This window comes from Haladaptatus sp. CMAA 1909 (assembly GCF_043952005.1).
Lineage (GTDB): Archaea > Halobacteriota > Halobacteria > Halobacteriales > Haladaptataceae > Haladaptatus.
This window is the reverse complement of sequence record NZ_JBIOAV010000001.1, coordinates 1,799,753-1,824,453: the sequence shown is the minus strand read 5'-3', so window position 1 is coordinate 1,824,453 and position 24,701 is coordinate 1,799,753. Positions and strand designations below refer to the sequence as shown.

The window sequence follows — 24,701 nt, the reverse complement described above, 5'->3', positions numbered from 1 at the left end:
GATACAGCAGTTGTAGGGTACTCAGCTACCGGAATCGCTCACGAACCGCCTCGCGGTCCACCGTTCCCGAGGCCGTTCGCGGCAGTTCGGCGACGGTGTCGAGGAGCCGCGGGTGTTTGTATCCGGCGAGTCGCCCGGCGCAGAACTGCCGCACCGAATCGAGCGTGACCGTGCTTCCGGGGGCCGGCACGACGAGCGCGGCGATTCGCTCGCCCCATTCCTCGTCCTCGACGCCGACGACGGCGACGTCCGCCACGTCGGGGTGGTCGCGAAGCACGTCCACGACTTCGCCCGGATGGACGTTCTCACCGCCCGTGACGATACGGTCCGCGCGCCGATTCAGCACCCAAAGGCGGCCACCTTCGTCCCGGTACCCCACGTCGCCGGTCCGAAAGCCGTGTTCGCCGAACGCCTCCTCTGTCGCGTCGGGATTCCCGTAGTAGCCCGCCATTACGGTCGCCCCGGAGACGACGAGTTCGCCCGGTTCCCCGGTCGGGACGAGCGAACCGTCCTCGTCGACCACGGCAACGTCCGTGAACAACAGGGGGCGTCCGACGGTTCCGACGTGTGACGCCGCCTCGCCGGGAGTAGCGGTGGCGATTTGGGAGGCCGTTTCGGTCATGCCGTAGGTGGGACAGACCGGAACGCCGCGCTCCGCACACTCCCGGATGAGGTCGTTGCGGGCGGGCGCACCCCCGAGGAGGACGAACCGAAGCGAGTCCGGGAGGTCGCCCGTATCGAGGAGTCGCCGGAGCATCGTCGGCACGAGCGAGATACCGGTCGGTTCGTACTCCCGGAGGAAGGGAAGCGTCTCCTCGGCGTCGAACCCCCGTTGCAGGACGACGGTCGTTCCGTACAGCGTGGAGCGCAGGAGGGGAGCCAGCCCGCCCATGTGGTACGTCGAGAGACAGAGATGCCAGCGGTCGTCGGGCAGGACGCCGAGGCGGAACGCCGAGGCGGTCGCGCTGGCGTACAGGTTGCCCATCGTGAGCGCGACGGCTTTCGGATTCCCGGTCGTCCCCGACGTGAACAGGAACACCTGCGGGTCATCGCGCGACCAATCGGCGGGTGTGAACGCCGCCCGGTCGCGGTCAGCGAGCGTCGTTTCGGACGGATCGACGGACACGACGGGGACGCCCCCCGCGATTTCGTGCGCGACCGATTCCGTCTCGGCTTCACAGAAGAGCGCCGAGAGGTCCGTCACGTCCACCTGTCGTCGGAGTTCCGGAGCGGCGAGACGGACGTTCAGCGGAACGAGCACGCACCCGAGCCGCATCGCGGCGTGAACGAGTACGACCCCGTCCATCCGCGTCTCCATCAGCATCCCGAGGTGGTCGCCCCCGCGAAGCCCCAACGCCGCGAGTTTTCCGGCGGTCTCCTCGACTGCCGAGTCGAGTTCCGAGTACGTCCACTCGGTCCCGTCCGTCGCTTCGATGATCGCTATCCCTTCGGGCGACACGTCGGCCCGATGCGCGAGCCAATCGTTCACGGCGTCCCCCACGTGTCCGCCACGCCGTTCCCCGGTTCCTGCGGGACGCTGACCGTACCGTCCACGAGTCGCGTCCGGTCCGGTCCCAAGTCGCGGGCCAAGAGCGTTCCGGTGGCGACCCCGCAGGCGGGGCGGTCCGGAATCGCGGCCGCCGCGTGAATCGCCGCCGTCCGAGCGACGACGCCGTCGATGGTCGTCGTGACGACGGGCGTTACGTCCGCAGCACGGGCGCGCTCGGCGACCTCGACGGCCCTGTCCGGGCCGCCGAGTACCATCGGTTTGCAGACGAGCACGTCGACGGCACCCTCGTCCAGAATCGTCTCGACCGGCGTTTCGATCACCGATTCGTCCGCCGCGACGCCGACCGAGCGGCCGCGTAGGTCGGCGAGTCCCTCGATGTCGGTCGAGCGAAGCGGCTGTTCGACGTAGGCGATTCGAAGCGAGTCGAGCCTGTGAAACGCCTCTCGGGCCTGCGCACGCGACCATCCCGCGTTCGCGTCGGCGCGGAGTTCCACGTCCGAACCGACCGAATCCCGGATCGCCCGAAGTCGGGCCACGTCGTCCGTGACCGACCGACCGCCGACTTTCACCTTCACGCATTCGAACCCCGCATCGACCGCCTCGTTCACCGCCGCCACGGTTTCGTCCCGAGGAGCGTCGCCCACGGTCGCGTTCACCGGGACGGATTCGACCTGTTCCGGGCCGCCGAGATGGCGGTACAGCGGTCGCTCGGCTCGTTTCGCGCGGAGGTCCGCCAGCGCGAGCGACAGGCCGTGTCTGGCCGCCGGAGTGGCGTCGAGGCTGGAGAGCGCCGACTCGGGGTCGTCGACGTGCGCGATGGCCGCACGGCAAGCGGGCAGCGATTCCGTCCATCCCGGAAGCGGCGTCGCCTCGCCGATACCGACTTCGTCACCCTCCTCGACCCGGACGAGGAGCCCCTTTCGGTGCTCGATAGCGCCGTGTGCCGTCTCCAGCGGCGAGGTCAGCGGAAGCGAAAACTCGTGCAACTCCACCTTCATACCATCAGTCCGAGGGCGAAACAGACCGAATAGGCGGCCAACAGTTTTCCCGTCTGTTCGAGGGCGGGGTTGAGCGCCTCGCCGGACGTCTTCGTGAGCACCGTCCGTGTGACCATCGCGGCGTAGGGAATCGTCAGGAGCGGCAGGAGGACGGGGAGGTCGAACGCCGGGGTGGTCACGAAGTAGACCGGGACGAGGTAGGCGAGCGCGAGCATGCCGACGTACTCGCCGCGACTCGCCCGATAGCCGATGAGAACCGCGAGCGTCCGCTTGCCGGCTTTCCTGTCGTTTTCCAAGTCGCGGATGTTGTTCACGACGAGGATGTTCGTCGAAATCGCCGCGACCGGAAGGCTCGCGAGGAACGCCTGCATCGTGACGGTGCCCGCCGGAATCCCGAGCGGAAACGGTGCCGAGAGGAGGGCCGCGGCCTGCACGTAGAACGTTCCCATGACGGCGATGACGCCGAAGAAGACGAAGACGAACAGATCGCCCAACCCGTTGGACCCGAGCGGGAACGGTCCGCCCGCGTAGGCGAGGCCGCTGACGACGCTGGCGAGGCCGATGATGACGATCGGAAGACCGCCGACGTAGACGAGATAGACGCCGACGAGGATGGCGAGCAGGAAGGTTCCGTACATCGCCTGCTTGACCTTGCTCGGGGAGATGAGCCCCGACTGGGTGACACGGGTGAAACCTGTCCGCTCGTCGGTATCGACGCCCTTCACGGCGTCGTAGTAGTCGTTCGCGAAGTTCGTTCCGACCTGGATGAGCGCCGCGCCGACGAACGCGGCGAGGGCGGGGAGCGGAGCGAACTTGCCCTCGTGGAGCGCGAGACCGACGCCGGCGATGACCGGCGCGGCGGCGGCCGGGAGCGTGTGTGGACGGGCCGCCATCAGCCACGCTTTCCGCCGGGAGATTTCGGTGGCCGTATCGTTCATTATCGGGATTGTTCCCGCGAGAGGTGTATAGCATCTACGGTTTCACGAAACGTCGGCCGGAGTTTTCTCAAATCGGTCCGGAATCGAACTCGTTTCCGCGGCAGTTCTTTAAGTGGCTCTCGTCACAAGGTGGAGATATGGACGGTACGAGGTCGCTTCTGCGGTACTTGAGGTTCGACGGCGACAGCTCGGTTTACCGCTGTACATAAACCTCCCTGATGGGTAGCGGAGGTCCTATCCCTCGAATAACTCGCCGTTCTTGTGTTTCCACAGTCCCCACAGCAAAACCGAATAGGAAGCGACCAGCGCGAGTACCGAAACTACGTTGCCGTAATCCAACTGTAGCAATATATGGAACACGGCGAGAAAGGCAAACAGACCGAGCACTCGACCGCTGGGCGTCGCCATCTTTCCTCACTAGAGAGAGTTTCAGAACAAAGGTGTTGTGTCGATGCATACGCGCTCTGCATTCAACATACGATCGGCCATCACTGATCGAAAGTTTCAACGAGACCAACGGGCAGTATACCAACAGTCCCGTGCTCACACGTTCGTCAGTCGGCGGTCGGTACGTAGCTATCCCGCTCGGACGCTTGCCCGTCAGTCGTTCCAGCTATCTCGACACCGATTGCCGCCGACGCGAGTCCGACGCCGAAGACGAGGAACCAGAGCGCGATGGTTAGTTTCTCCGATATGGGGAGGTCCATGTGCACGCCGAACTGCGACCCAACGATGAGGACGATGGGAAGGAGACCTGCCCATTTGTTCCTCCGTTCGCTCCAGACGTCCCATCGGCGCCCTATGAGCCATCCAGTGAGCGCGTAGACGCCCCAGATGACCGCCGCCAACTGTACGTCCCAGTAGCCGTCCGCGTACAGGACCGCGACCGGGAGGGAACCGAGGATGACACCGACGAGCGCGGCCGTTCGATTCTTCATAGTTATGCTACAATACCGCGTGAAAAGTATCTTTGCACTGGAAGAACGTCCGGGACTTTGCGAGGGACGTGTCAACCTTCTCTCCCGAGGCACACGTTTAAACTATATCGACCGAGTAGAGGGATGCGATGCGTCAAACTGACGGCGGTTCGCGCGTCGTTCACTGGCAGTCCGACGACGGGCGGGATTGGGGAGACGACACGCCACCGCAACTCAGCAGGCGGCCGGGGGACGGGACCGTTCGACGGGCCGACTTGCAACGGGACCAGTCGGTTCGCCGCTGGGGACCGGTCACGCCGAGCGCGACGGTCATCGGGCGGGCGGACTCGCCCGAATCGGATTTGAGCGAGAACATCCGCCGACTGCACGAGGAGCGCCACTCCGCGATGGCGGGCCACAGCAGTCGAATGCACCAACTCGACAAATTCCGGGTCAGCCACGCGCTCTGTAACGACCTGTCGCTGACGCCGTGGCAGCGCGACTGCGTCATCGGAATCATGGGTGAGTTGGATTTGACCGTCTTCGGAAGCCAACGGGCCATCCCGAAGGTTGCGCTGGTCGTCATCCGCCACGTGGTCGACAGGGAGCGCGAACACCACCTCGGGCTCCACGACGACGAGTGGATTCGCCAGCAACCGCCCGAACGGCTGACGGAGCTCTACGAGACGTTCCAGTCGCTCACCGACGAGGAGCGGTTCGACGAACTCACGGCGAAACACGGCCTCGACATCACGAGTCTGAATCGGCTTCGGCGGGTGCTCAAGGACCAAATCGAGGAGCGAGAATTGGAATTCGCCGTCCACGGCCGCAACCCCAACCGCGACCCCAATCTACCGAGTTTGACCGACCGATGGGGAGACGCCGTCAGAGAGAATCAAAGCAGTCCGTAATCCGAATCCACCGACGATAGCCGCCGCTGGTGGATGAAAGCGTTCGTGAGAACCGTCGTCCGACCGTCCGTAGCTTCACCTTGTGACGAGAACTACTTAAAGCGAGCAGGGCTTCCCACGGTTCCCGCCGAACTATGACGTACGGGAGAAGCCATCGGCTACGGAGAAGAGTGGTATCCGAAGAATCCGACCGTCTTACCGTCCATAGCTCTACCTTGTCACGAGAACTACTTAAACGAAATCGCGAACTGCCACGAACCGCCACGCTCTCCAATCGTGGACTCCTGCAAACCGAGAACGCGATCGCTATCGGGGAAGAACTATCGGAGAACCGCCCTCATACCGTCCATATCTTGACCTTATCGCGAGAATCACTTAAAGCGAGAACGAACCGTTTTCAGTATTCCGAACGAACTTTTGTATCGACAGTACGACCGCCGTCGTATGAACGATACCGTGGTTGTTCGGGAGACGACGGCGGACGACGCCGCCGCCGTCCAGCGCGTCGCACGTTCCTCGTGGCACGCCGCCTACGACGACATCGTGGGCACGGAAACGGTCGAGAAGACCGTCGATTCGTGGTTCACACCCGAAAACGTCGTCGCCGACGTGAACCGCGACGAACGGCCCTTCTTCGTCGCCGAACGCGACGATACGGTGGTCGGGTTCGTCATCGGAATCCCGGACGAGAACCGCGAGGCGGGGTTTCACCTCTACCGAATCTATGTACACCCCGACTACTGGGGAGTGAGCGTCGGCACGCGATTGCTTGACCGGTTCGAAGCGGAACTCCGGCGGCGGAACGTGACGCGGCTGCGACTCTCGGTCATCGGACCGAACGAGGACGCCATCGGTTTCTACGAATCGCGAGGGTTCGAGCGAATCGAAGAGAACTGGGACGACGATTTCGACTGTGAGCGATACGTGTACGCGAAGGAACTATTGACGGCCTAGCGTCGTCGAATATCGACGTACAGCAGTGCGGTCGTCAGCAGAAATCCGAGGGCGAGAATCGGGAAGACGGGATCGAACGAGGTGCCGCAGTTCGATGCGGTCGCGTCCGCACAGTAGCCCATCGGCCGCATGCCGAACAGCATCACGAGCGCCCCGACGACGACGCCGAGCGCTGCGCCGCGACGCGTCCAATCGTCCATGAGGACGCTCCGCGCGAGTTGCAAGAGGAAAATCCCACCCAGAAAGTAGACCGTTACCGGAAGCGAAAGCGGTGGGTTCGCGAACGCGAACTCGGTCCAGAACCACATCGCAACGACGACGAGACACACCGAAATGCCCGTTGCCGCCATACCCGGTAGCAAGGTGTTGTTCCCGTCGACTGTCTCAGTCATACTCGTTTTCGTGTTGCCCCGAAAGAATATAACGCCTCCGTAGGGTAAAACGGTCGATTGACCTTCCGCAGAACGACTTTCCCGCCGCTTCGAAGCTCCTCTCCATGAACACTGGCAGTCGGTCATTCACCGCGAGCGAACGACGTGAGCGAGCGGGCCGAGGCCCGACCATCGGGAGGGCCGTTGGCTTTTGGTGCAGATTTTGCCAGGGAAGAAGGCCGAAACCAGCGCCGAACGGCGCTGGTTTCGGTTCCCGACCGCAGCAAAAGGTGCGTTAGTAGTGCCACGGATAGTCCGAGAAGTCGGGGTCGCGCTTCTCCACGAAGGCGTCCCGCCCTTCCTGTGCCTCGTCGGTCATGTAGGCGAGGCGGGTCGCCTCCCCGGCGAACACCTGCTGGCCGACGAGGCCGTCGTCTTCGAGGTTGAAGGCGTACTTGAGCATGCGAATTGCAGTCGGACTCTTGCCGTTGATCTCCTCCGCCCAGTCGAGGGCAACCTCCTCCAGTTCCCCGTGCGGGACCGATTCGTTGACCATGCCCATCTCTTCGGCTTCCTCGGCGGAGTACGTCTTGCCGAGGAAGAATATCTCGCGGGCCTTCTTCTGGCCGACCTGTCGTGCGAGGTAGGCCGACCCGAACCCGCCGTCGAAACTCGCCACGTCGGGGTCGGTCTGCAAGAATTTGGCGTGTTCTGCGGAAGCGAGCGTCATGTCACAGACGACGTGGAGGCTGTGGCCGCCGCCGACGGCCCACCCCGGAACGACGCAGATGACGGGTTTCGGGATGTGTCGGATGAGTCGCTGGACTTCGAGAATGTGGAGGCGGCCCACCTCGGACGCATCCTTGCTCTCCTCGTCTTCCCCTTGGTATTCATACCCTTCCCCACCCCGCACGCGCTGGTCGCCGCCGGAGCAGAACGCCCACCCGCCGTCCTTCGGCGACGGCCCGTTTCCGGTCAAAAGCACACAGCCGACGTCGGATTGGCGTTTCGCGTGGTCCAGCGCGCGATACAGTTCGTCTACGGTTCCGGGGCGGAATGCGTTTCGAACTTCCGGTCGGTCGAACGCGATGCGAACCGTTCCTTGGTCAGTCGCGCGGTGGTAGGTGATGTCGCGGAAATCGAAGTCGGGGACCTTCTCCCAGCGCTCGGCGTCGAAGAGTTCTGATACCATACTCCGAACTGATGGTGCGTCAGTCTAATAGGTTCCCGTCCGCTCTTCGGACGTCCGGGTCTCACACCACCGGCAAAGAGCGGAGGGACTGCGAAGCTACTTGCTCCGCGGAAACGACGGTCGAAACCATGAAGACATCGTCACGGGTGGACACCTTCGAGCGTTCGGGTATTCGCGTGATGTTCGAACTCGCGGAGGAACAGGGCGGCGACATCGTTCGATTGGAAGTCGGCGAACCGGACTTCGACACCCCGGAACACGCCATCGACGCGGCGGCGCACGCCGTCCGCGACGGCGAGACGCACTACACCTCCGGGGCCGGGATTCCCGAACTCCGCGAGGCGATTGCCGAGCGAATGCGAGACGAGGCCGACGTTCCCGTCGCGCCCGAAGAAGTGACGGTCACGAACGGCGCGATGGAGGCGCTGTCGTTGGCCCTCTCGGCCATCGCGGACCCCGGCGAGGAAGTCATCATCCCCACGCCAGCGTGGCCGAACTACCGGAATCAGGCCATCCTCGCCGGTGCGGAACCCGTCGAGGTGGCGCTTCCCGCGGACGACGGATTCGACCTCGACCCGGACCGTATTGTCGAGAATTTGAACGAGAACACCGCCGCCGTGATACTGACCACGCCGTCGAACCCCACCGGTCGCATCTACGACGAGGAGGCCGTGAAGGAAGTCGTCGATGCGGCCGCCGAGCACGATACTTACGTCATCGCGGACGAGGTGTACGCCCGCCTGACCTACGACGGCGACCATCGACGCATCGCGTCGTACACGGATTACGACGGACTGCTGACGGTCGATTCCTGTTCGAAAACGTACGCCATGACGGGATGGCGAATCGGGTGGCTCGTCGGGCCGGAACCCGTCGTCGAAGCCGCGACGAGTCTCGGTGAGAGTACGACCGCCTGTCCGTCGAGCGTCGGCCAGCACGCCGCGTTCGCGGCGATAACCGGCACGCAGGAACCCGTGCACGAGATGTACGAGGCGTTCCGCGAACGCCGCGATTACCTGACCGAGCGCGTCGTCGAGATTCCGCACATCTCCTGCCCACGCCCGGAAGGTGCCTTCTACGCCTTCCTCGACGTGAGCGAACTGGACGGGTCGAGCTTCGACGTCGCAGAACGGTTGCTGTCGGATTACGGCGTCGTCACCGCGCCGGGTGCCGCGTTCAGTGCCGCCGGTGAGGGTTTCCTCCGATTGAGCTTCGCCAACGGCATGGACCGCCTCGAACTCGGCCTCGACAGAATCGAACGGATGGTCCGGGACGAACTGGAGTAACGACGGCGGTTATCTGCGGACGAACGCTTCCTCAGAACAGGTCGTCGAGTTCGTCGTTGTGGAACATCTCGGCCGGGTCCTGCTTGCGCGTCTCCTGTTTGTTCGCTTCCTTCGTGCGCTCCATGAACTCCTGCATCCGCGGCGAGCGTTCGACGCCCCCGAGGAGGACCAACGAGGCGAGTCGTTCGCTGTCGAGCGGGAAGTCCCCCCCGCGAACCTGCAGGCTTCCGGTTTCCCCTTCGAGCCATTTACGGGCCTTCTCCACGCCTTTCCGCGGAATCCTGTCCGGGTCGCCAGCGACGACGAGAAGCGCGGAGTCCGCGTCCGTCGCCTTCGGCATGCTGAGGTTGCTCAGAACCGCTTGCCGGGTGTTGCTCGTCACCGTGTTGATGTTCTCGCCGCTCTCCTCGCTGGCACCCGCGCTGGCGTACCCGAGCGCCGCGATACCGCCCGAGCGGAGCGTGTTGATGACCTCGCTCGAATCCACGACGCTCTCACCGACGCCCTCGACCGATTCTCCGGACGCCAGGAGGAGGCCGATGCGCTGGGCTATCTGCTGATTGATGTTCTCGAACGCTTCGCCGACGCTCTGTCCCGTCTCGTGCCACGCGTCGTTGTCGATGAGGAGGGTCGCATCCGACTCGCGGACGACGGTTTTCAACGACCGTCCGGCGTTGGCTTGGTACATCGCCCCCTCGCCTTTACCGGGAAGAATACCGAGCGCGTAGACGGGAATCTCGTAGATTCGCTGGAGTTGGTGAATGATAACCGGCGCGCCTCCGCTCCCGGTACCCCCGCCGAGTCCCGCGACGACGAAGAGGGCGTCCGCTCGCGCGGTGATTCGGCCGTCGAGGGCGTTCATCACTTCGCCGGCGTCGTCCTGCATCACTTCAGCGCCGAGTTCGTTGTCCCCGCCGACGCCGTGCCCTTTCACTCGGTCCTGCCCGACGAGAACGGTATCGAGGTCCAGCGACTGCAGGTCAGCTTTCGCGGAGTTGATAGCTAGTGCGCCTTGGACGGCATTGAAATCCATACTTGCATCGAATTCGACCAATCGCTGGGTGAGTTTCCCACCCGCTTGCCCCACACCAATCAGGACGACTTTCATGGGGAATTGGACTGATTCATGACTTATGTATTTTCCGACGAGATTCGATGTAAATTTCTGGAAACGAACCCGACTCGTCGCACCCTCCTTTCAACGAGGATTAAATAGGAAAACGTAACCAACCCCGACGATGGCCGACCTCGAAACGCTTTCGGAACGCGTGTCCGCGCTCGAACGAACCGTAACCGACGGAGAGATGCCGTCGCGACGGGACGACGCGGAACTTCGCAGAACGACAGCGAACCTCGCCGAACGAATGGACGACCTCGAAGCAGAACTGGACGAACTCGACGCCGCGGTACAGGCCCTTCGCGGCTACGTCGGCAACATCCGTGCGGTCAACGACGACGTCGAACGCCGTGCCGACGCCGCGCTCGCGAAAGCCGAGGCAGCGGAAACGAGCCGTCCCGACCGCTCGAACATGACTTTCCGCCCCCCTTCGAATGGAGGTGAGTCCTCCGGAAACCGGAATCCCGACCGACTACGCTCGGAGACCCCTCCCGAAAAGGGTACTTACCCGAGTCCGGCGTCACCGTACGAAATCCCTCGATGTGACCCCGACCCCGACGAATCCGACGAATCCGACGACCGTTCGCTCACGACGCGTCTCCGTCACCTGCTGTGAGCGTTCGAACCGTCCTCGCCGTCCTACTCGTCGTGGCCATTTGTAGCGTCTCCTATCCCGCCATCGACGCTGCTCGGCGCGACCGCGCGGCGTACCGCGCCGACGCGGAACTGGCCGAGGTCTCACGCTCGATGGTCGACCTCGCGGACGAAACGGCGGTACCGTTCGACGATACCGAACCGGTCGGTGCTCGCAGAATGGTCGCCCTCTCGCTTCCGGCGGAATCCGCGACGACCGGGAAAATCGAGTTCGTCGCGATCGGCGGCGTTCCCGGTTTCCACCGCTCCCCGAAGGACGATTTCGGCGACGTTCTCGCGTACCGCGTCGAAGGCGGGAGGACCCGCGTTCGCCACCTCCCGTTCGACGTTCGCGTGGCGACGAGGAGCGAGACGGGGCGCGAATTGGTCGTTCGACCGGACGAACAACCGCTCGTCGTCCGCGCTCCTACCCGGCGCGACATCGCACTGTTGTTGGTCGATTACGGTGGAAATCGAACCCTCCTCGTCGTCCCGGCGGCTGAACTTTAAGTCGGAAAACGCGACCACGGTGGTTCATGTGGAACCCACTGTCGAGAGGTCGGTCCCGGGAACGCGACTGCCGATGTGATCCGTCGTTCGACGGCGCGACGCTCGTGGTCGATGCGAACGACTGCCCGGGGCGCGGCGAACTCGCCGAACGTCCCGACTGCCGGGCGACGGTCATCGACGCGCTTGCCGAACGCGACGCGGACCGCATCGTGACGCGTGCGACGGGCGTCGAACGAACCTACGACGGCGACGGCGCGGCGTTTCTCGTCGCCACCGGTCGATTCGTCGAACGGGTCGCCACCCACGACCCCGCGCTCGCGGAACGGGCGCGGACCGACCCGCTCCGCGCCGGAATGGATGCCGTCGGGAGAGCGGGACCCGTTGCCCACGTCGCGGGGGAAACCGGCGTCGCCGAAGGCGTCCATCGGTTCGAGGAGTACTCCACCCTCCTCCGTCCGTTCGTCGGCCCGACCATCGCCCGGTCGCGCGTTTCGCTCCGCCCCCCGGCGAACGCCCGACTGACGGACCGGTATTCGCTTTCGACCGGCGCGACGGTTCGCCACTACGAGACGGAACGGAACGTGGAGTTCGACCCCGGCGATTTCGACGGTGTAGGGGACAAGAACCAAACCCACGACCCGCACCGGATCTACCACCTCGAACCGGTGGAGTACGACATCGGTCACGAAACGTTCGAGACGCTCGACGCGGCCGCGACGCTCCTCGCAAACGGCGGCGTCTCGGGAGGAAAACGAGCGCCCGGACGTGCCGTGAGAGCAGTCGTCGAGGTGAACACGGAAACGAGAACGGAGACGGACACGGCGGCGAACGTGGACACGCTCACCGACGTCCTCCGGAAATACACGCAGGGATACGGCGTTCTCTCCGACCTGTTCGCAGACCCGGACGTTTCCGACGTGTTCGCTACCGCTCCCGTCGCGGGCAATCCGCTTCACGTGCGGGTCGACGGCGAGGAGATGGGGACGAACGTCCATCTCACGCCCGACGGGGCGGCGTCGCTCGCGTCGCGCTTCCGGCGAACGAGCGGCAGGTCGTTCTCGCGTGCTAGCCCGACGCTCGACGCAGTGACCGAGATTAACGGCACGAGCGTCCGTGTCGCGGGCGTCACCAACCCCGTCAGCGACGGCATCGGATTCGCATTCCGCGTCCAATCGGAGGAACGGTGGACACTCCCCGCGCTGGTCGAAAACGGGACGCTCCCGCCGGAGGCGGCGGCCCTCCTTTCGGTGGCCGTCGAACGTTCCGGAACCGGACTCGTCGCCGGACCGCGTGGGGCGGGAAAGACGACGCTCCTCGGGTCGTTGCTGTGGGAACTCCCCACGAGGGTCAGAACCGTCGTCCTCGAAGACACGCCGGAGTTGCCGGTCGAATCGTTGCAGGACGACGGCCGCGACGTGCAGTTGCTTCGGACGACGGCGAGCGACGACGAACCGGGACTCCGACCGGCGGAGGCGCTTCGGACGGCCCTCCGATTGGGGGACGGTGCGCTCGTCGTCGGGGAAGTCCGCGGCGAGGAGGCGAGCGTGCTGTACGAAGCGATGCGCGTCGGCGCGAGTGGAAACGCCGTCCTCGGGACGATACACGGTGACTGTGGCGACGCGGTGTACGAGCGAGTCGTCACCGACCTCGGCGTCCCACCTTCCTCGTTCGCGACGACGGAGTTCGTCGTCACGGTCGAATCCTACGAAACGGACGGAACGCACGGAAAGCGGGTGAAGTGCATCGAGGAGGTCGTCGCGACCGGGAAGGATGGAAGCGGAGGAGGATGTGGAGTGGGAGAAACCGACGACTCCCACTCGATACGGTTCGAACCGCTGTACGAACTCGATGACGGAAAACTCGTCCCGACGGGGCGTGTCGCGCGGGGAAACAGCGTCCTCGTCTCCTCGCTCGCCGAATCGACCGAAACCTACGCCGACGTTCGGGCGGCGCTCGCCGACCGAACGCGAAACATCGAACGACGCGTCGAGAAACACTTTCCCTCGTTCGACGTCACGACGGAACGACTCGGGAGCGGACGAACCGAGCGTGACCCGGCGTGATTTCGAACCGGTTCGAGTCGCTGTGTTCGTACCTCGCACGACTCTCCCCGTGGGACGGTTCGACGGACGCGGACATCGACCGCGCTATCGGATTTCTGGACGGCGATATCGACAGCACGGTGATCACTCGCGGTGCGAACGGTGCGGCGGTTCTCTGGTGTCTCGTGGCACTCCTCGGCGTGTCCGTGGCACCACGACCGCTCCGCCTCATAGCCGGGGGCTTTCTGGTCGCGCTCGGCGTCGGCTTCTCCGCGCTGATTCGACGTGTACCCGAACTCCTCGCCGCCGCAAAGCGAACGCAGGCGCTCGGCGACGCGCCCGACCTCGCGGCCCGCGCGGTGCTGTGGATGCGAATCGAACCGACGGCGGAGGGAGCCGCGGCGTTCGCGGCGCGAACCGGCGACGGTCTGCTCGCGGCGAGTCTCGACGACCACGTTCGACGCGCGGCGGGGTCCCCGATGGCTGGCTTGACGACGTTCGCCGCCGAGTGGGACCGATGGAACCCGGCACTTCACCGTTCGATGGTACTCATCGCGGCGGCGAGCGAGGCACCGCCCGAGGAGCGAACGCGGACTCTGGACCGGGCGCTCACCGCGATTCTCGACGGGACGCGCGAGCGGATGGCCGAGTTCGTCGGCGAGATTCGCGGCCCGGCGACCGCGCTGTACGCCTTCGGGGTTCTGCTACCGCTGGCGCTGGTCGCGGTGCTTCCGGCGGCGCGAACGGCGGGACTGCCCATGTCGCCCGCCGCGTTGGTCGTCACCTACGATTTCGTGCTTCCCGCGCTCCTGCTGGGCGCGAGCGTGTGGTTACTCACCCGCCGTCCGGTCGCGTTTCCGCCGCCGGACGTTTCGCGCTCGCATCCCGACGTTCCCGAAAAACGGTGGCCTGCCACAGCGCTCGGCCTCGGCACAAGCGCTGTGGCGCTGATTGCCACGCCCTTCCTGCTTCCCGAATGGACGCGCTGGGTCGCGGGGTTCGGTTGTCTCGTCGGAACCCTCCTCGTGGGATTCACGCGCCCGACCGTTCTCGTCAGAAATCGCGTTCGGGCGATCGAGTCGAACCTCACGGACGCGCTCTATCTCGTCGGTCGGAGAGTGAGGAAAGGACTGGCGGCCGAGGCGGCCATCGTCGCCGCTGCCGACGAACTCACCGGGGAAACCGGTGCCGTCTTCGAGCAGGCGACCGGCGTCCAGCGCCGACTGGGGATGGGCGTCGAGGAGTCGTTTCTCGGCGAGTACGGGTCGCTTTCGACGGTTCCGAGCCCCCGCGCTCGGAGCGCTGTCTCCCTCCTCGCTCTCTCCGCGGACGAAGGGCGACCCGCTGGTGGTGCCGTACTCGCGATGGCCGACCACTTGGACGACCTACAGAGCGTCGAACGCGACGCACGGCGCGAACTGTCACAGGTTACGGAGACGCTTCGACACACGGCGGCGATATTCGGGCCACTCGTCTCCGGTGCGACAGTCGCGCTGGCGGGCGGAATGGCGGGAATGGGGGGTTCGTTCGGAAACGCGTTTCCGGTCGATGTACTGGGACTCGCCGTCGGCGCGTACGTCCTCTGTCTTTCCGCCATCGTCACCGCACTCGCGGTCGGGCTCGAACACGGACTCGACCGAACGCTCGTCGGCTATCGTGTCGGTCAATCGGTGCTCTCCGCGACTGCCGTCTATCTCCTCGCGTTCGCGCTCGCGGGATCGTTGACCTGACCCGAGTATCTCATTCCCGGGTTTCCCACGTTCCCGACGTAGGTTTAAGTGCGAGAACGGGACGATTCCGGCCCATGTTCGACGCACCCCTTGACGCGTGGTACATCTGGTTCGGCGTGACGATTGCCAGTCTCGCCGTCCTCGGCGTCGCCATCGAACTGCCGACCGCACCGCCTCCGAACGCCGCCAGCGTCGCCGATACGGTCGATTCCGTCGCTGGCTGTTCGTACACCGCGACAGCGGAGCATCCGATTTCAGCGCGGAAGATCAAACTCGGCCCACGCCGTCTCGGCCTCGAAGGCGCGGGTGGAACCGCCCACTCGACGTTCGCGTACGGCCCTATCGTGCCGGTCGGTGGAACCACGACGGGAGAATTCGACCGTTCCGGCGAGCGATTGGACCGCGTGTTGTCCGGTTCGCCGCCGTCCGCGGTGTTCGATTCTCCGGCCGATTTCCGCGCGGCGATACGGAAATCGCAGGGAGAACGGCCGACGTGGAAACGGGCGGAAAGCACGCTTCGCGCTCGCTGTGTTTCGTGGGAGGGAGTCGATGCGACGCTGGTCTCCGGATAGAGCGCAGACGGAACCCATCGCTGCCATCGTCGCCGTCTTCGCGGTCTGTCTCGGACTGTTCACCTACACCAGCGTCCTCGGCGATGCGATGCCGCGGTCCGAGCGGACCCTCGGACCGACGACGCTTTCGACCGTTCGCGGAGAGATGAGTTCGAACGGCGTTCTCTTTCCTGCTCGCCTCCCCGCTGGCCTTCGGGTGAATCCCGATGGCTACGATCTCAACGTCTCACTTTCGTCAGGGTCGCGTGAGTGGCACGGTGGACCGACACCTCCGCAAAAATCCGACGTTTCGACGGAAACTGCGACGGCAAGCGTCAGCGTTCGAATCGCCCCCGGCGACGTTCGACCGGGACGACTTCGCGTGGTGATCTGGTGATGAGAGCCATCAGCACGGTTTTCGACGTGAGCCTGTGTCTCCTCCTGATCAGCGCCAGCGCCTTCGTCCTCGTCGGTGTGAAACCACCCGACTCGTCGATGCGGACGCGAACCGCCGAATCGACCGCGAACGTCCTCACGACGAGCACTGCCGGGGTGAATTACACGATTCCGACGGATACGGGGACTCTTCATCGGACGACACACGGTTCCCTCGCCGGACTGCTCGGAGAAGCGGTCCTCGCCAACACGACGATTCGTGGAGGCGAACTATCGCACACGACCGACCCGTTCGAGCGCCGAGTGGCACGTCGTGTCCGGGAACGACTCGACCATCCGGCCAGCGTGCAACTCCTCGTCCGTTGGATGCCGTACCGCGATTCTCACCTCGAAGGCCAGTTCGTCGTCGGCGAATCACCCCCTCCTCGTATGGACGTTCATGCGGCGATCGTCTCACTTCCGAGCGGATTTCCACCGGTTCGGGAACGAGCGATTGACGCCGCACGACACGACGGCTACCGCGGCGTCGCATCGGTCGTTGCGGCCGCCGTCGTCGCGGGAATGGTTCCGGAGCGGACGACGAGATTGGCGCTTTCCGACCGGGAAACGAGTTCCGCAGTTGGCCTCCGACTTCGACGGTTGGCCCATCTTTACGGCGTGGACGTGTCGAACACGCACCTCCTCGCCAGCGAACGAACGAGAGCGTCACTCGTCGATGCCGTGACGAACGCTATCGAAGCCGACCTCCGGGAAACGTTCGAGACGCCGACGGACGCGGCACGGTCCGTCTCGGTCGGGAAGACGCGACTCGTCGTCAGGATGTGGGACGCATGAGACTCGCCGACGACACCAGAGGGAGGGTTCCGTTCGCGTTAGTCGGCGTCCTGCTCCTCGTCGGGAGCGTCGCCTTCGCGGGAGCGCTCGTGACTCGTCCGACGCCGAACGTAAACCAGAATGTAGACCGGAGTATGCGGGCCGTGACCGCCGGAACGCAAACCGCGCTTCGCGAGGCGATTCGACAGGCTGGGCGGGATGCCGCCGCCGAACCTCTCGTCCGCACGGCGAACACGACCGCGGGTCGCGTGATCAACGATTCCACACCGTTTCGGGATTATCTCCGCCTTCGAATCTATCTCTCCTCTCGACGGCGATTACGCGCCGTTTCCGCGCACGTTGGCGACGTACGCGGAACCGCATCGCTCCCGATGACGCCGAACGCGACCGCGCTCCGCCGCGCGAAACGTCGAGTTCACGTCGAACCGGTCGGAAAACCCATCGACGCTGGGCTTCGCGTTCGAATCGAAAACGTCTCCGTGCATGCGACTCGCGGTGGCACGACCGTTGCCGCCACGACGAAAGACGTGACCCTCGTCGTGGAAACCCCCGTTCTCGCGCTTCACGAGCGCGTCCAGCGGTTCGAACGACGACTCGACACGGGAGCGCTCGATTCGGGACTCGGGCGACGACTGACTGCCCGACTCTACGCGGTGACGTGGGCGCGAGGTTACGCGCAGTACGGCGGTGCGCCCATCACGAACGTCCTCGGAAATCGCCACGTGGAGTTGATGACGAACGGGGCGATTCTGGAAGAACAGACACACGTATTCGGCGCGAGCGACCCCGCCGGACAACGCGGCGTTCGCCGCGCGACCGCACGCGTCGGACTGACAAACCTCCTCGCCCCGACGACCCAACGCGGAATGCTCTGGACGGACCTCGTGTTGAACGCGGCGGATGCGGGCGGTTCGGACGGAACCGTCGACGGCAATCTAAACGCGACTCCCGAATCGCCCGACTCACCGTATACCCCGGAAACCGGGATGGAAGTCGGCGTCAACGAATCGGCGGACAGGGCGCTCTTGGACCTCATCGACGGCGGCGAATCGAGCGCTTTGAGCGAAGCCATCGCGTCGGCGTATCGGGTTTCCGTGAAACCCGTTGCGAGCGTTCGCACCGTGCGTGACGAACGGGAACCCACTCCGGACTCGCCGGGAGACGAATGGACGCTCGGGAGCGAACGAACCTCCACGCGGATTTCGGTCGAAAACGCCACGGCATCGTCCCCCGGAACACAGCGCGGTTGGCACCTCCTCTGGAGCGGTGCTCGACGCGTCGTCCGTACGCACACCGTCGTACGACGATGGCAACGGACGGAGGAAGGACGGAAAGACTCGACTGCAAGACAGTTTTTTCCACGACTGCCGGCACAGCCGACCCGATCGAAAAATCCCACCGTCGAAACGACCCACGAATGGACCGAGGAGTTCGTCGTCTCGCTCGGCGTCGCGGGTGATCACGTGACGACGGAGTACGCCCCGGAGCACCCCTTGCCGACCGCCCACGAATCGGGCGATCGTTCGGGACCGAACCTCGCTGGCGTTCGCGGGAAAGCGGTCTCCCGACTGATAACGCACCGCGGTGGCGCGGACGCCCTCGCACGACGTGCGACCATCGGGACGATGGATACGCGAGCCGTTTCGGTGCAAGGCCGATACGCGCCGTCGCTCCGCCAACACGTCTACCGGGACGTTCGGAGGCTTCAAGCGCGCGTTCGAAATCGCTCGGTAACGGTTTCGCGAGGGGCCGTCGCGACGGCCGGAACGAATCCCGCGGCGAAACTCGCGGCAACCCTCCGCGAGCGGCGGAACGCGCTCGTCGATGCTCCCGCGGGATATGGGAGCGCGGGAGACCGGGCGAAGTACGCGGCACGTGCCGTGTATCTCGATTCAGTCATCGACCGACTCGAAGACAGAGCGGAGCGCACCCGTCGAACGCAGAAGGGATTCGGAGAGGCGATACGGGACGCAACAGGTATCTCGCTCGGCCGAATTCGGCGACTCGTCTCCTCCCGGTCCGACGTCTCATCGCCGTCCAGTCGGCCCCTCCCGACGAACGGCCCCGGCGCACCGGTAAACCTCAGCGTCGATGGTTCGCCGTCGTATCTAACGCTCTCGGTGGTCACACACCGTCACGTCTCGGCGGTTCCACCGGGAGAGACGGCCTACCCGCTTTCCGCGCGGAACACCAATCTGTTCACGGTCCCGTCCTCTGACATCGCGGACGGCGTCCTTTCGTTCCTGCCCGACAGTCGAAAGCCGAAGCAGGTGAGCCTTCGCGCCGCTGGTTTCGCGCTCCGGTCCGCAAACCAGACGCTCACCACGGCAAAAAACGAGTCGTTGCGTCGCCATCGAGACAAGCTACGGAAGTCGATTTCGGCGTCGGTAGACGATATCGAGACAATCCTTCGGGACGAACTCGCGACCGACAACGCCATCGGACTCGACCGGTCGGAACGCCGGTCAGCAGTTCACCGTGGACTGGCCGATTGGCGAACGACGGCGGACCGGGCAATCGCCATTTCGAACGGCTCCGCCGCCGCACGAATCGCGCGGGAAATCGAGCGCCAGCAACGGGTCGACTGGAATCGAATGCGACGCGACACGGTGACGCTTCGCGTTCGGTTCGCGCTCGCATCGGCACGACGGGACGTCGGCGGCGTCCGCCAGTCGAACGTCAAGCCGGTCGTCTCCACGACCCGTGGTGTTCTCATGGCAGAACTGAAATCGGCGATCCAGCGGGGAATCGAGAATCGGGTCCAGCGACGGCTGAACGAATCCATCAACGAGACGGTGGGCGACCTCCCGGCGGGACTGCCCGTCGTCCCGATTCCTGGCTACTGGTACGCGACGGTCAACGTCTGGCAGGTGGACATGTCCGGAACCTATGCCCGGTTTACGGTTCGAGCACGCGAAGGGTCGCCAACCTCGCCGGGCGCATCGGTGGCGTACTCCCGCGAATCGGGTTCCGTCCGTCTGGACACCGACGGCGACGGCACGATGGAGACGCTCGGGCGGACGACCCCGATCTCGTTCGACACGGGAACGACGGTCGTCGTTGCGGTGCCGCCCGGAAAGACGGGCGTCGGCGACGTGGACGGGAACGCCGACGAGCGCTCCCCCGGGTGGGCGAACCGGAGTAACAACCCATTTGGCGTACCCGGCCGTCGTGGCGACCATGCTCTACGACGAGATAGACGACCCCGGCGAGACGACGCCGACGGAACTCCTCGAACAGTACGTCGCTGAACTCTCGGAGACAGTCGAAGCGGAGGGTATCGACGCGGTGGTCGAGGGAAGCCAACTCGACCGTGAAACCGTCGAGTCGATTGCCGACGGCGATATCGTCGCCGACATGACGCTCGAAGACGCGGCCGCGATTCTCGCGACCGAGGAGGGAATGCCGGAGAAGGATTCCATCCTCCTCGAAGTGCGCGACCACTTGCTCATGGGGATGACGACGGGGTTGCTGGACGTCGACACGCTCGCACGGGACATCGACGGCGACTTCGAAGCACGCGCCATCCAGCAGAAAATCGAGGGACGGGCACCGATGACGTTGGAGGAATATGCGCTCGTTCATCACGCCATCGCGAAACGAAACGACCGATAATCGAGAACAGTGGCGGATTTTCGAGGGGGAGACGGCGGAGTTATCCGCGACCCGTCCGAAGGCATCGTATGAACGTCGCAGTACTCGGATGCGGCTACGTCGGTTGCGAACTCGCACGGGAGCTGCTCGCGGACGGTCACGACGTCGTCGGCGTGCGCCGTTCCGCCGATGGACTCCGTGCGGTCGAAGACGTCGGTGCCGACGCGATACGGGCGGACGTGACGGACGACGATTCGCTTTCCTCGATTCCGAACGTGGACGTACTCGTCTACGCCGTGAGCGCGGACGGCCGCGACTCGGAGGCGGCGCGGACCGCCTACGTCGAGGGACTTCGGACGACGCTCGACCATTTCGCGGCCCGCGAATCGTCACCGGAACGCGTCGTCTACACGTCCAGTACCGGCGTGTACGGCGACCGCGACGGCGCGCGGGTGGACGAATCGACGCCGTTGGAACCGCGAACCGAACGGGAGGAGATTCTGGCCGAAGCGGAGGCCACCGTTCGGAAAGAACGCGAGTGGGATTGGACGGTGACTCGATTCTCGGGATTGTACGGTCCCGAACGCTATCGACTGGAGCGCTACCTCGAAGGGCCGGTTTCGGACCGATATCTGAACATGATCCATCGCGACGATGCCGCGGGTGCGATTCGGTATCTCCTCGAAACCGACAACGGGCGAAACGGGGTCGTCCTCGTCTCGGACGACAAACCGGTTCGAAAACCCACACTCGCGGATTGGCTCGCCAACCAGTGCGGCGTGTCCCATCCGCCACGGGAACCGGCGACGGGCGAGCGGGCGCGAGCGAGCAAGCGGTGCTCGAACGAAAAACTCCGCGAACTGGGGTACGAACTCCGATATCCGACGTACCGGGAGGGGTATCGGGCGGCCATCGAAGCGTTCCGACAATCCCAAAACGTCTGACACCTGTTACCGTTGGGAAAAGTTCTTGGTTTCCCGTATCGACTTCGAGGGTATGCAGTTTCGCGGCGACCAGTCTGCACAAAGACTGTTCCGCTCGGCACAACTCTACAGTACCGACAACCCGATGCTCGTCATCGGAGCCGTCGTCGGTGCGGCCGTGTTGGCGGTATCCCTTTGGCTGGTCGTCCGCTGGATTCGGCGACCGAAAGGCGCTCGTCTCAAACGCGCGTTGGCGAAGCGGGACGAACTCGTCGTCCTGATGCATCCGAACCCCGACCCCGACGCGATGGCCTGTGGTATGGCTATCGCGTATCTCGCCGAAACGGTCGGGACGGAGGCGACGCTTCAGTACGCAGGGCAGATACGACATCAGGAAAACCGCGCATTTCGGACCATTCTCGACCTCGAACTCGACCGCGTCGAACACGTCACCGACCTCGCTGCTTCTACCATCGTTCTCGTGGACCACAACACGCCGCGCGGGTTCGACGGGTCGGAGCGAATCGAACCGTACGCGGTCATCGACCACCATCCCGGAAACGGAACCGGGGAGGTGTTTACGGACAAGCGAACGAACTACGGCGCATGTTCGACCATCGTCGCGGAGTACTTCGAGGATCTCGGGGCGACGCCGATCACCCCGGATGCGATCCCTCCGGAGGACGAGTTCGTCCTCCCGTCCGACATTGCCACCGGCCTGTTGTACGGTATTCAGTCCGACACGAAACACCTCACGAACGGGTGTTGTGCGGCGGAGTTCTCCGCCAGCGCGTATCTGTACCAAGGCGTGGACGAACACTGCCTCGACCGCATCGCGAACCCGCAAGTGAGCGCGGAAGTCCTCGAAATAAAATCGCGCGCCATCACGGAACGGGAGGTACGCGGATCGTTCGCCGTCTGTAACGTCGGGGCGCTCTCGAACGCGGACGCCATTCCACAGGCCGCGGACGAACTGATGCACCTCGAAGGCGTCACCGCGGTCGTAATCTACGGTCGCCGCGAAGACACGCTCTACATCTCCGGTCGTTCGCGGGACGACCGTGTTCACATGGGAAAGGCGTTGCAGATGGCCGTCACCGACATTCCGGGTGCCGACGCTGGCGGACACGCCCGCATGGGCGGGGGACAGGTTCCCGTCGAATCCGCCGTCGTCGCGGGCGGCATGGAAGCGGGACTCTGGTTGGAGCAGGAGTTCACCGACGGTATTTTCGACGCACTGAACGGAAACGTCTGAGCGCCGGGCCGTCGTCGGATGCCACCGAAATACTGTCAACACGGGGAGAAGTTGCGATAAAGACGACCTTTTTATCCTCTCGCCGTCTGGAACCGAATATCGAATGAGTACGCTGGTGGTGTGTGTCGATCGGAACGACGACATCGGGCGTAAAACCGGCCTCCAGATGCCCGTCGCCGGGTGGGAGGCCGTACAGGCGCTCGTCACGGATGTCGGCTTGGCCGACCCCGAGGATTCGAGTGTCAACTGTCTCCTCGAAGCGCTCCGCGTCGCCCGCGATCTGCGAGACGGCGACGAAACGTCGATAGTCGCCGTTATCTCCGGGACCGGAGACACGCGCGTCGGCGCGGACCGCGCCGTGGCGGACCAGATGGACGAACTCATGGAGACGTACGACCCCGACTCGGCCATCATCGTCATCGACAGCGCGGAGGACGAGCGACTCGTCCCCATCCTCGAAAGTCGCGTCCGCGTGGACGCCGTGGACCGGGTCGTCGTCAGACAGGCCCGCGACATCGAATCCACCTACTACCTGCTCAAGCAGTTCCTCGCCGACGAGGAACTTCGACAGACCATCCTCGTTCCGACCGGTGTGGCGCTCATCACGTTCCCGGTTCTCCTCCTGTATTTAGGGCTCGCCATGGCGACATCGACCATCACCGCCGTCATCGGCCTGTTCGTCCTGTACAAGGGACTCGCCATCGGTGATTACTTCCGTAAGCTCCCCGGCGAGGCCCGCGACGCCCTCTACTCCGGCCGGGTGTCCATCGTCACCTACGTCGTCGGCGTCGGCCTGTCGCTCATCGGCGTGTTCGCCGGGGCGCTCCGGGCCGCACCGGTCGATTCGACCGGTAACGTCCTCATGACCGCGATGGCGTTCGCCTTCGAGAGCGTCCCGTGGATAGCCGTCGCCGCCCTCACCGCCAGCATGGGCCGCCTGCTAGACGAGGCCATCCGCAACGATCGGGTGCGAAACTCGTATCTCAACCTCCCGTTCGGGGTCCTCGCCGTCGGACTCGTCGTCCGTGGTTTTTCGGCCTACTTCCTCCAGCGGGCGGGCGAAATCCCGCCCGTCGTGATTCCCAAGATTACGGTCGGTCAGACGACGGTTCAGCAACTCACGTTCGACCCCAGTATGCGACTGGCGGTGTACGTCGTCCTCGGCGTTCTGGTCAGCCTCGTCGGCGTTCGCGTGACGTCCTACGTGAGCGGAACGGCAATCAGCGAGGAACTGGTCGAGTAACCGAGGCGCATTTATCCCCCGACTAGCAAACTGCCCCATGAACCAGCAGGCGTGGGTCAGCCTCTTTTCCGGCGGTAAGGACTCCTCGTGGGCGCTCTACCGCGCGTTCGAAGAGGGACTGAACGTCGAGCGACTCCTCACCGTTCATCCGGCGGGCGACTCGTACATGTATCACGTTCCGGCGACCGAACTCGCGGCGCTCGCCGCGGAAAGCATCGGGATTCCGATCGTGAACGTCGAGGGCGACTTCGACGCCGAATCCGTCGAGGACGCGGGCGAACAGGGCGACAAGGAGACGGAAATCATGGAAGTTGCCCTCCGCGACCTCGATATCGACCTCGCGGGCGTCACGGCCGGTGCGGTCGAAAGCGAGTTCCAAACGCACCGCATTCAGGATCTCTGTGACGACCTCGGTATCGACCTGTTCGCGCCGCTCTGGCGGGAGGACCCCCGCGAACTCGCGAACGCGATGCTTGACGCCGGATTCGAAATCAGAATCGTCCAGGTCGCGGCCTACGGGCTGGACGAGTCGTGGCTCGGACGGACGCTGGACGCCGACGCGCTGGACGAACTGGAAGCCCTCAACGACGAGTACGGCGTTCACATCTTGGGAGAAGGTGGCGAGTTCGAAACCTTGGTCACTGACGCGCCGCATATGGACCGTCCCATCGAACTCGAATACGACACCGAATGGGATGGAAGTCGTGGACGGGTGCGGATTACGGACGCTTGGCTCGGCGCGTGATCGCAGTTTGCGGTCGTGGTTTGGAGTTGTGATGTCTACGGCGCGGTTGTA

At 64.5% G+C, this 24,701-nt stretch carries 24 protein-coding genes; 16 read left to right on the top strand and 8 right to left on the bottom strand.

Annotated features, from left to right (window positions below):
* Positions 1 to 25 precede the first annotated feature (25 nt).
* From menE to ACGYLY_RS10030, 5 genes are all read right to left on the bottom strand, one after another.
* On the bottom strand, positions 26 to 1,501 hold the full coding sequence (gene menE, locus ACGYLY_RS10050; protein WP_395281770.1) for an o-succinylbenzoate--CoA ligase: 1,476 nt from the start codon (positions 1,499 to 1,501) through the stop codon (positions 26 to 28).
* On the bottom strand, positions 1,486 to 2,508 hold the full coding sequence (locus ACGYLY_RS10045; RefSeq protein WP_395281772.1) for a mandelate racemase/muconate lactonizing enzyme family protein: 1,023 nt from the start codon (positions 2,506 to 2,508) through the stop codon (positions 1,486 to 1,488). The genes menE and ACGYLY_RS10045 overlap by 16 nt, the downstream gene beginning before the upstream one ends.
* Positions 2,505 to 3,446: a 1,4-dihydroxy-2-naphthoate polyprenyltransferase gene (locus tag ACGYLY_RS10040; RefSeq protein ID WP_395281773.1), complete on the bottom strand. Its 942-nt coding sequence runs from the start codon at positions 3,444 to 3,446 to the stop codon at positions 2,505 to 2,507. Before ACGYLY_RS10040 ends, ACGYLY_RS10045 begins: the two co-directional genes overlap by 4 nt.
* A gap of 234 nt (positions 3,447 to 3,680) precedes the next feature.
* Entirely contained in the window at positions 3,681 to 3,854 is a 174-nt protein-coding gene (locus tag ACGYLY_RS10035; protein WP_395281775.1) for a hypothetical protein, read from the bottom strand.
* 146 nt (positions 3,855 to 4,000) lie between these two features.
* Entirely contained in the window at positions 4,001 to 4,384 is a 384-nt protein-coding gene (locus tag ACGYLY_RS10030) for a hypothetical protein (protein WP_395281776.1), read from the bottom strand.
* A gap of 128 nt (positions 4,385 to 4,512) precedes the next feature.
* Here ACGYLY_RS10030 and ACGYLY_RS10025 point away from each other — a divergent pair, with 128 nt between their 5' ends.
* Positions 4,513 to 5,274 carry a DNA-directed RNA polymerase subunit epsilon gene (locus ACGYLY_RS10025; RefSeq protein ID WP_395281777.1) on the top strand — a complete coding sequence of 254 codons (762 nt, stop codon included), beginning with the start codon at positions 4,513 to 4,515 and terminating at the stop codon, positions 5,272 to 5,274.
* 444 nt (positions 5,275 to 5,718) lie between these two features.
* Positions 5,719 to 6,228, top strand: coding sequence for a GNAT family N-acetyltransferase (locus ACGYLY_RS10020; protein WP_395281779.1), 510 nt, complete (start codon positions 5,719 to 5,721; stop codon positions 6,226 to 6,228).
* On the opposite strand, the gene ACGYLY_RS10015 is transcribed toward ACGYLY_RS10020, so the two are convergent.
* Both ACGYLY_RS10015 and ACGYLY_RS10010 read right to left on the bottom strand, forming a co-directional pair.
* Positions 6,225 to 6,620 (bottom strand): hypothetical protein, encoded by a 396-nt coding sequence (locus ACGYLY_RS10015; RefSeq protein ID WP_395281780.1) that lies wholly within the window; start codon positions 6,618 to 6,620, stop codon positions 6,225 to 6,227. The two genes, ACGYLY_RS10020 and ACGYLY_RS10015, sit on opposite strands and share 4 nt — an antisense overlap.
* 274 nt (positions 6,621 to 6,894) lie before the next feature.
* Complete coding sequence (locus tag ACGYLY_RS10010; RefSeq protein WP_395281781.1) at positions 6,895 to 7,791, bottom strand: 1,4-dihydroxy-2-naphthoyl-CoA synthase; 897 nt, start codon at positions 7,789 to 7,791, stop codon at positions 6,895 to 6,897.
* A gap of 128 nt (positions 7,792 to 7,919) precedes the next feature.
* Here ACGYLY_RS10010 and ACGYLY_RS10005 point away from each other — a divergent pair, with 128 nt between their 5' ends.
* Complete coding sequence (locus ACGYLY_RS10005) at positions 7,920 to 9,077, top strand: pyridoxal phosphate-dependent aminotransferase (RefSeq protein WP_395281782.1); 1,158 nt, start codon at positions 7,920 to 7,922, stop codon at positions 9,075 to 9,077.
* A 31-nt stretch (positions 9,078 to 9,108) separates the two neighbouring features.
* Here ACGYLY_RS10005 and ACGYLY_RS10000 read toward each other — a convergent pair whose 3' ends face one another.
* The gene (locus tag ACGYLY_RS10000; protein WP_395281783.1) at positions 9,109 to 10,185 is read right to left on the bottom strand and encodes a tubulin/FtsZ family protein; all 1,077 of its coding nucleotides are present in this window, start codon (positions 10,183 to 10,185) and stop codon (positions 9,109 to 9,111) included.
* 130 nt (positions 10,186 to 10,315) lie between these two features.
* Between ACGYLY_RS10000 and ACGYLY_RS09995 the strand changes: the two genes are divergently transcribed.
* From ACGYLY_RS09995 to ACGYLY_RS09935, 13 genes are all read left to right on the top strand, one after another.
* Positions 10,316 to 10,810, top strand: a complete 495-nt coding sequence (locus ACGYLY_RS09995) for a hypothetical protein (RefSeq protein ID WP_395281784.1) — start codon at positions 10,316 to 10,318, stop codon at positions 10,808 to 10,810.
* The gene (locus tag ACGYLY_RS09990) at positions 10,807 to 11,337 is read left to right on the top strand and encodes a hypothetical protein (RefSeq protein ID WP_395281785.1); all 531 of its coding nucleotides are present in this window, start codon (positions 10,807 to 10,809) and stop codon (positions 11,335 to 11,337) included. Before ACGYLY_RS09995 ends, ACGYLY_RS09990 begins: the two co-directional genes overlap by 4 nt.
* A 26-nt stretch (positions 11,338 to 11,363) precedes the next feature.
* Complete coding sequence (locus ACGYLY_RS09985; protein ID WP_395281786.1) at positions 11,364 to 13,400, top strand: ATPase, T2SS/T4P/T4SS family; 2,037 nt, start codon at positions 11,364 to 11,366, stop codon at positions 13,398 to 13,400.
* Positions 13,397 to 15,109, top strand: coding sequence for a type II secretion system protein (locus tag ACGYLY_RS09980; protein WP_395281787.1), 1,713 nt, complete (start codon positions 13,397 to 13,399; stop codon positions 15,107 to 15,109). The genes ACGYLY_RS09985 and ACGYLY_RS09980 overlap by 4 nt, the downstream gene beginning before the upstream one ends.
* 74 nt (positions 15,110 to 15,183) lie before the next feature.
* Positions 15,184 to 15,681, top strand: coding sequence for a hypothetical protein (locus ACGYLY_RS09975; protein WP_395281788.1), 498 nt, complete (start codon positions 15,184 to 15,186; stop codon positions 15,679 to 15,681).
* Entirely contained in the window at positions 15,659 to 16,057 is a 399-nt protein-coding gene (locus ACGYLY_RS09970; RefSeq protein WP_395281789.1) for a hypothetical protein, read from the top strand. The genes ACGYLY_RS09975 and ACGYLY_RS09970 overlap by 23 nt, the downstream gene beginning before the upstream one ends.
* Positions 16,057 to 16,890 carry a hypothetical protein gene (locus ACGYLY_RS09965; RefSeq protein ID WP_395281790.1) on the top strand — a complete coding sequence of 278 codons (834 nt, stop codon included), beginning with the start codon at positions 16,057 to 16,059 and terminating at the stop codon, positions 16,888 to 16,890. Before ACGYLY_RS09970 ends, ACGYLY_RS09965 begins: the two co-directional genes overlap by 1 nt.
* Positions 16,887 to 20,141: a hypothetical protein gene (locus tag ACGYLY_RS09960; protein ID WP_395281791.1), complete on the top strand. Its 3,255-nt coding sequence runs from the start codon at positions 16,887 to 16,889 to the stop codon at positions 20,139 to 20,141. The genes ACGYLY_RS09965 and ACGYLY_RS09960 overlap by 4 nt, the downstream gene beginning before the upstream one ends.
* The gene (locus ACGYLY_RS09955; RefSeq protein ID WP_395281792.1) at positions 20,071 to 20,505 is read left to right on the top strand and encodes a DUF5791 family protein; all 435 of its coding nucleotides are present in this window, start codon (positions 20,071 to 20,073) and stop codon (positions 20,503 to 20,505) included. The genes ACGYLY_RS09960 and ACGYLY_RS09955 overlap by 71 nt, the downstream gene beginning before the upstream one ends.
* A 68-nt stretch (positions 20,506 to 20,573) precedes the next feature.
* Positions 20,574 to 21,428, top strand: coding sequence for an SDR family oxidoreductase (locus tag ACGYLY_RS09950; RefSeq protein ID WP_395281794.1), 855 nt, complete (start codon positions 20,574 to 20,576; stop codon positions 21,426 to 21,428).
* Positions 21,429 to 21,480: 52 nt separating this feature from the next.
* Positions 21,481 to 22,662, top strand: a complete 1,182-nt coding sequence (locus ACGYLY_RS09945; RefSeq protein WP_231184321.1) for a bifunctional oligoribonuclease/PAP phosphatase NrnA — start codon at positions 21,481 to 21,483, stop codon at positions 22,660 to 22,662.
* Between the two features lie 103 nt (positions 22,663 to 22,765).
* Positions 22,766 to 23,905: a DUF373 family protein gene (locus ACGYLY_RS09940; protein ID WP_395281796.1), complete on the top strand. Its 1,140-nt coding sequence runs from the start codon at positions 22,766 to 22,768 to the stop codon at positions 23,903 to 23,905.
* Between the two features lie 37 nt (positions 23,906 to 23,942).
* Positions 23,943 to 24,650, top strand: a complete 708-nt coding sequence (locus ACGYLY_RS09935; protein WP_395281798.1) for a diphthine--ammonia ligase — start codon at positions 23,943 to 23,945, stop codon at positions 24,648 to 24,650.
* Positions 24,651 to 24,701: the final 51 nt, after the last annotated feature.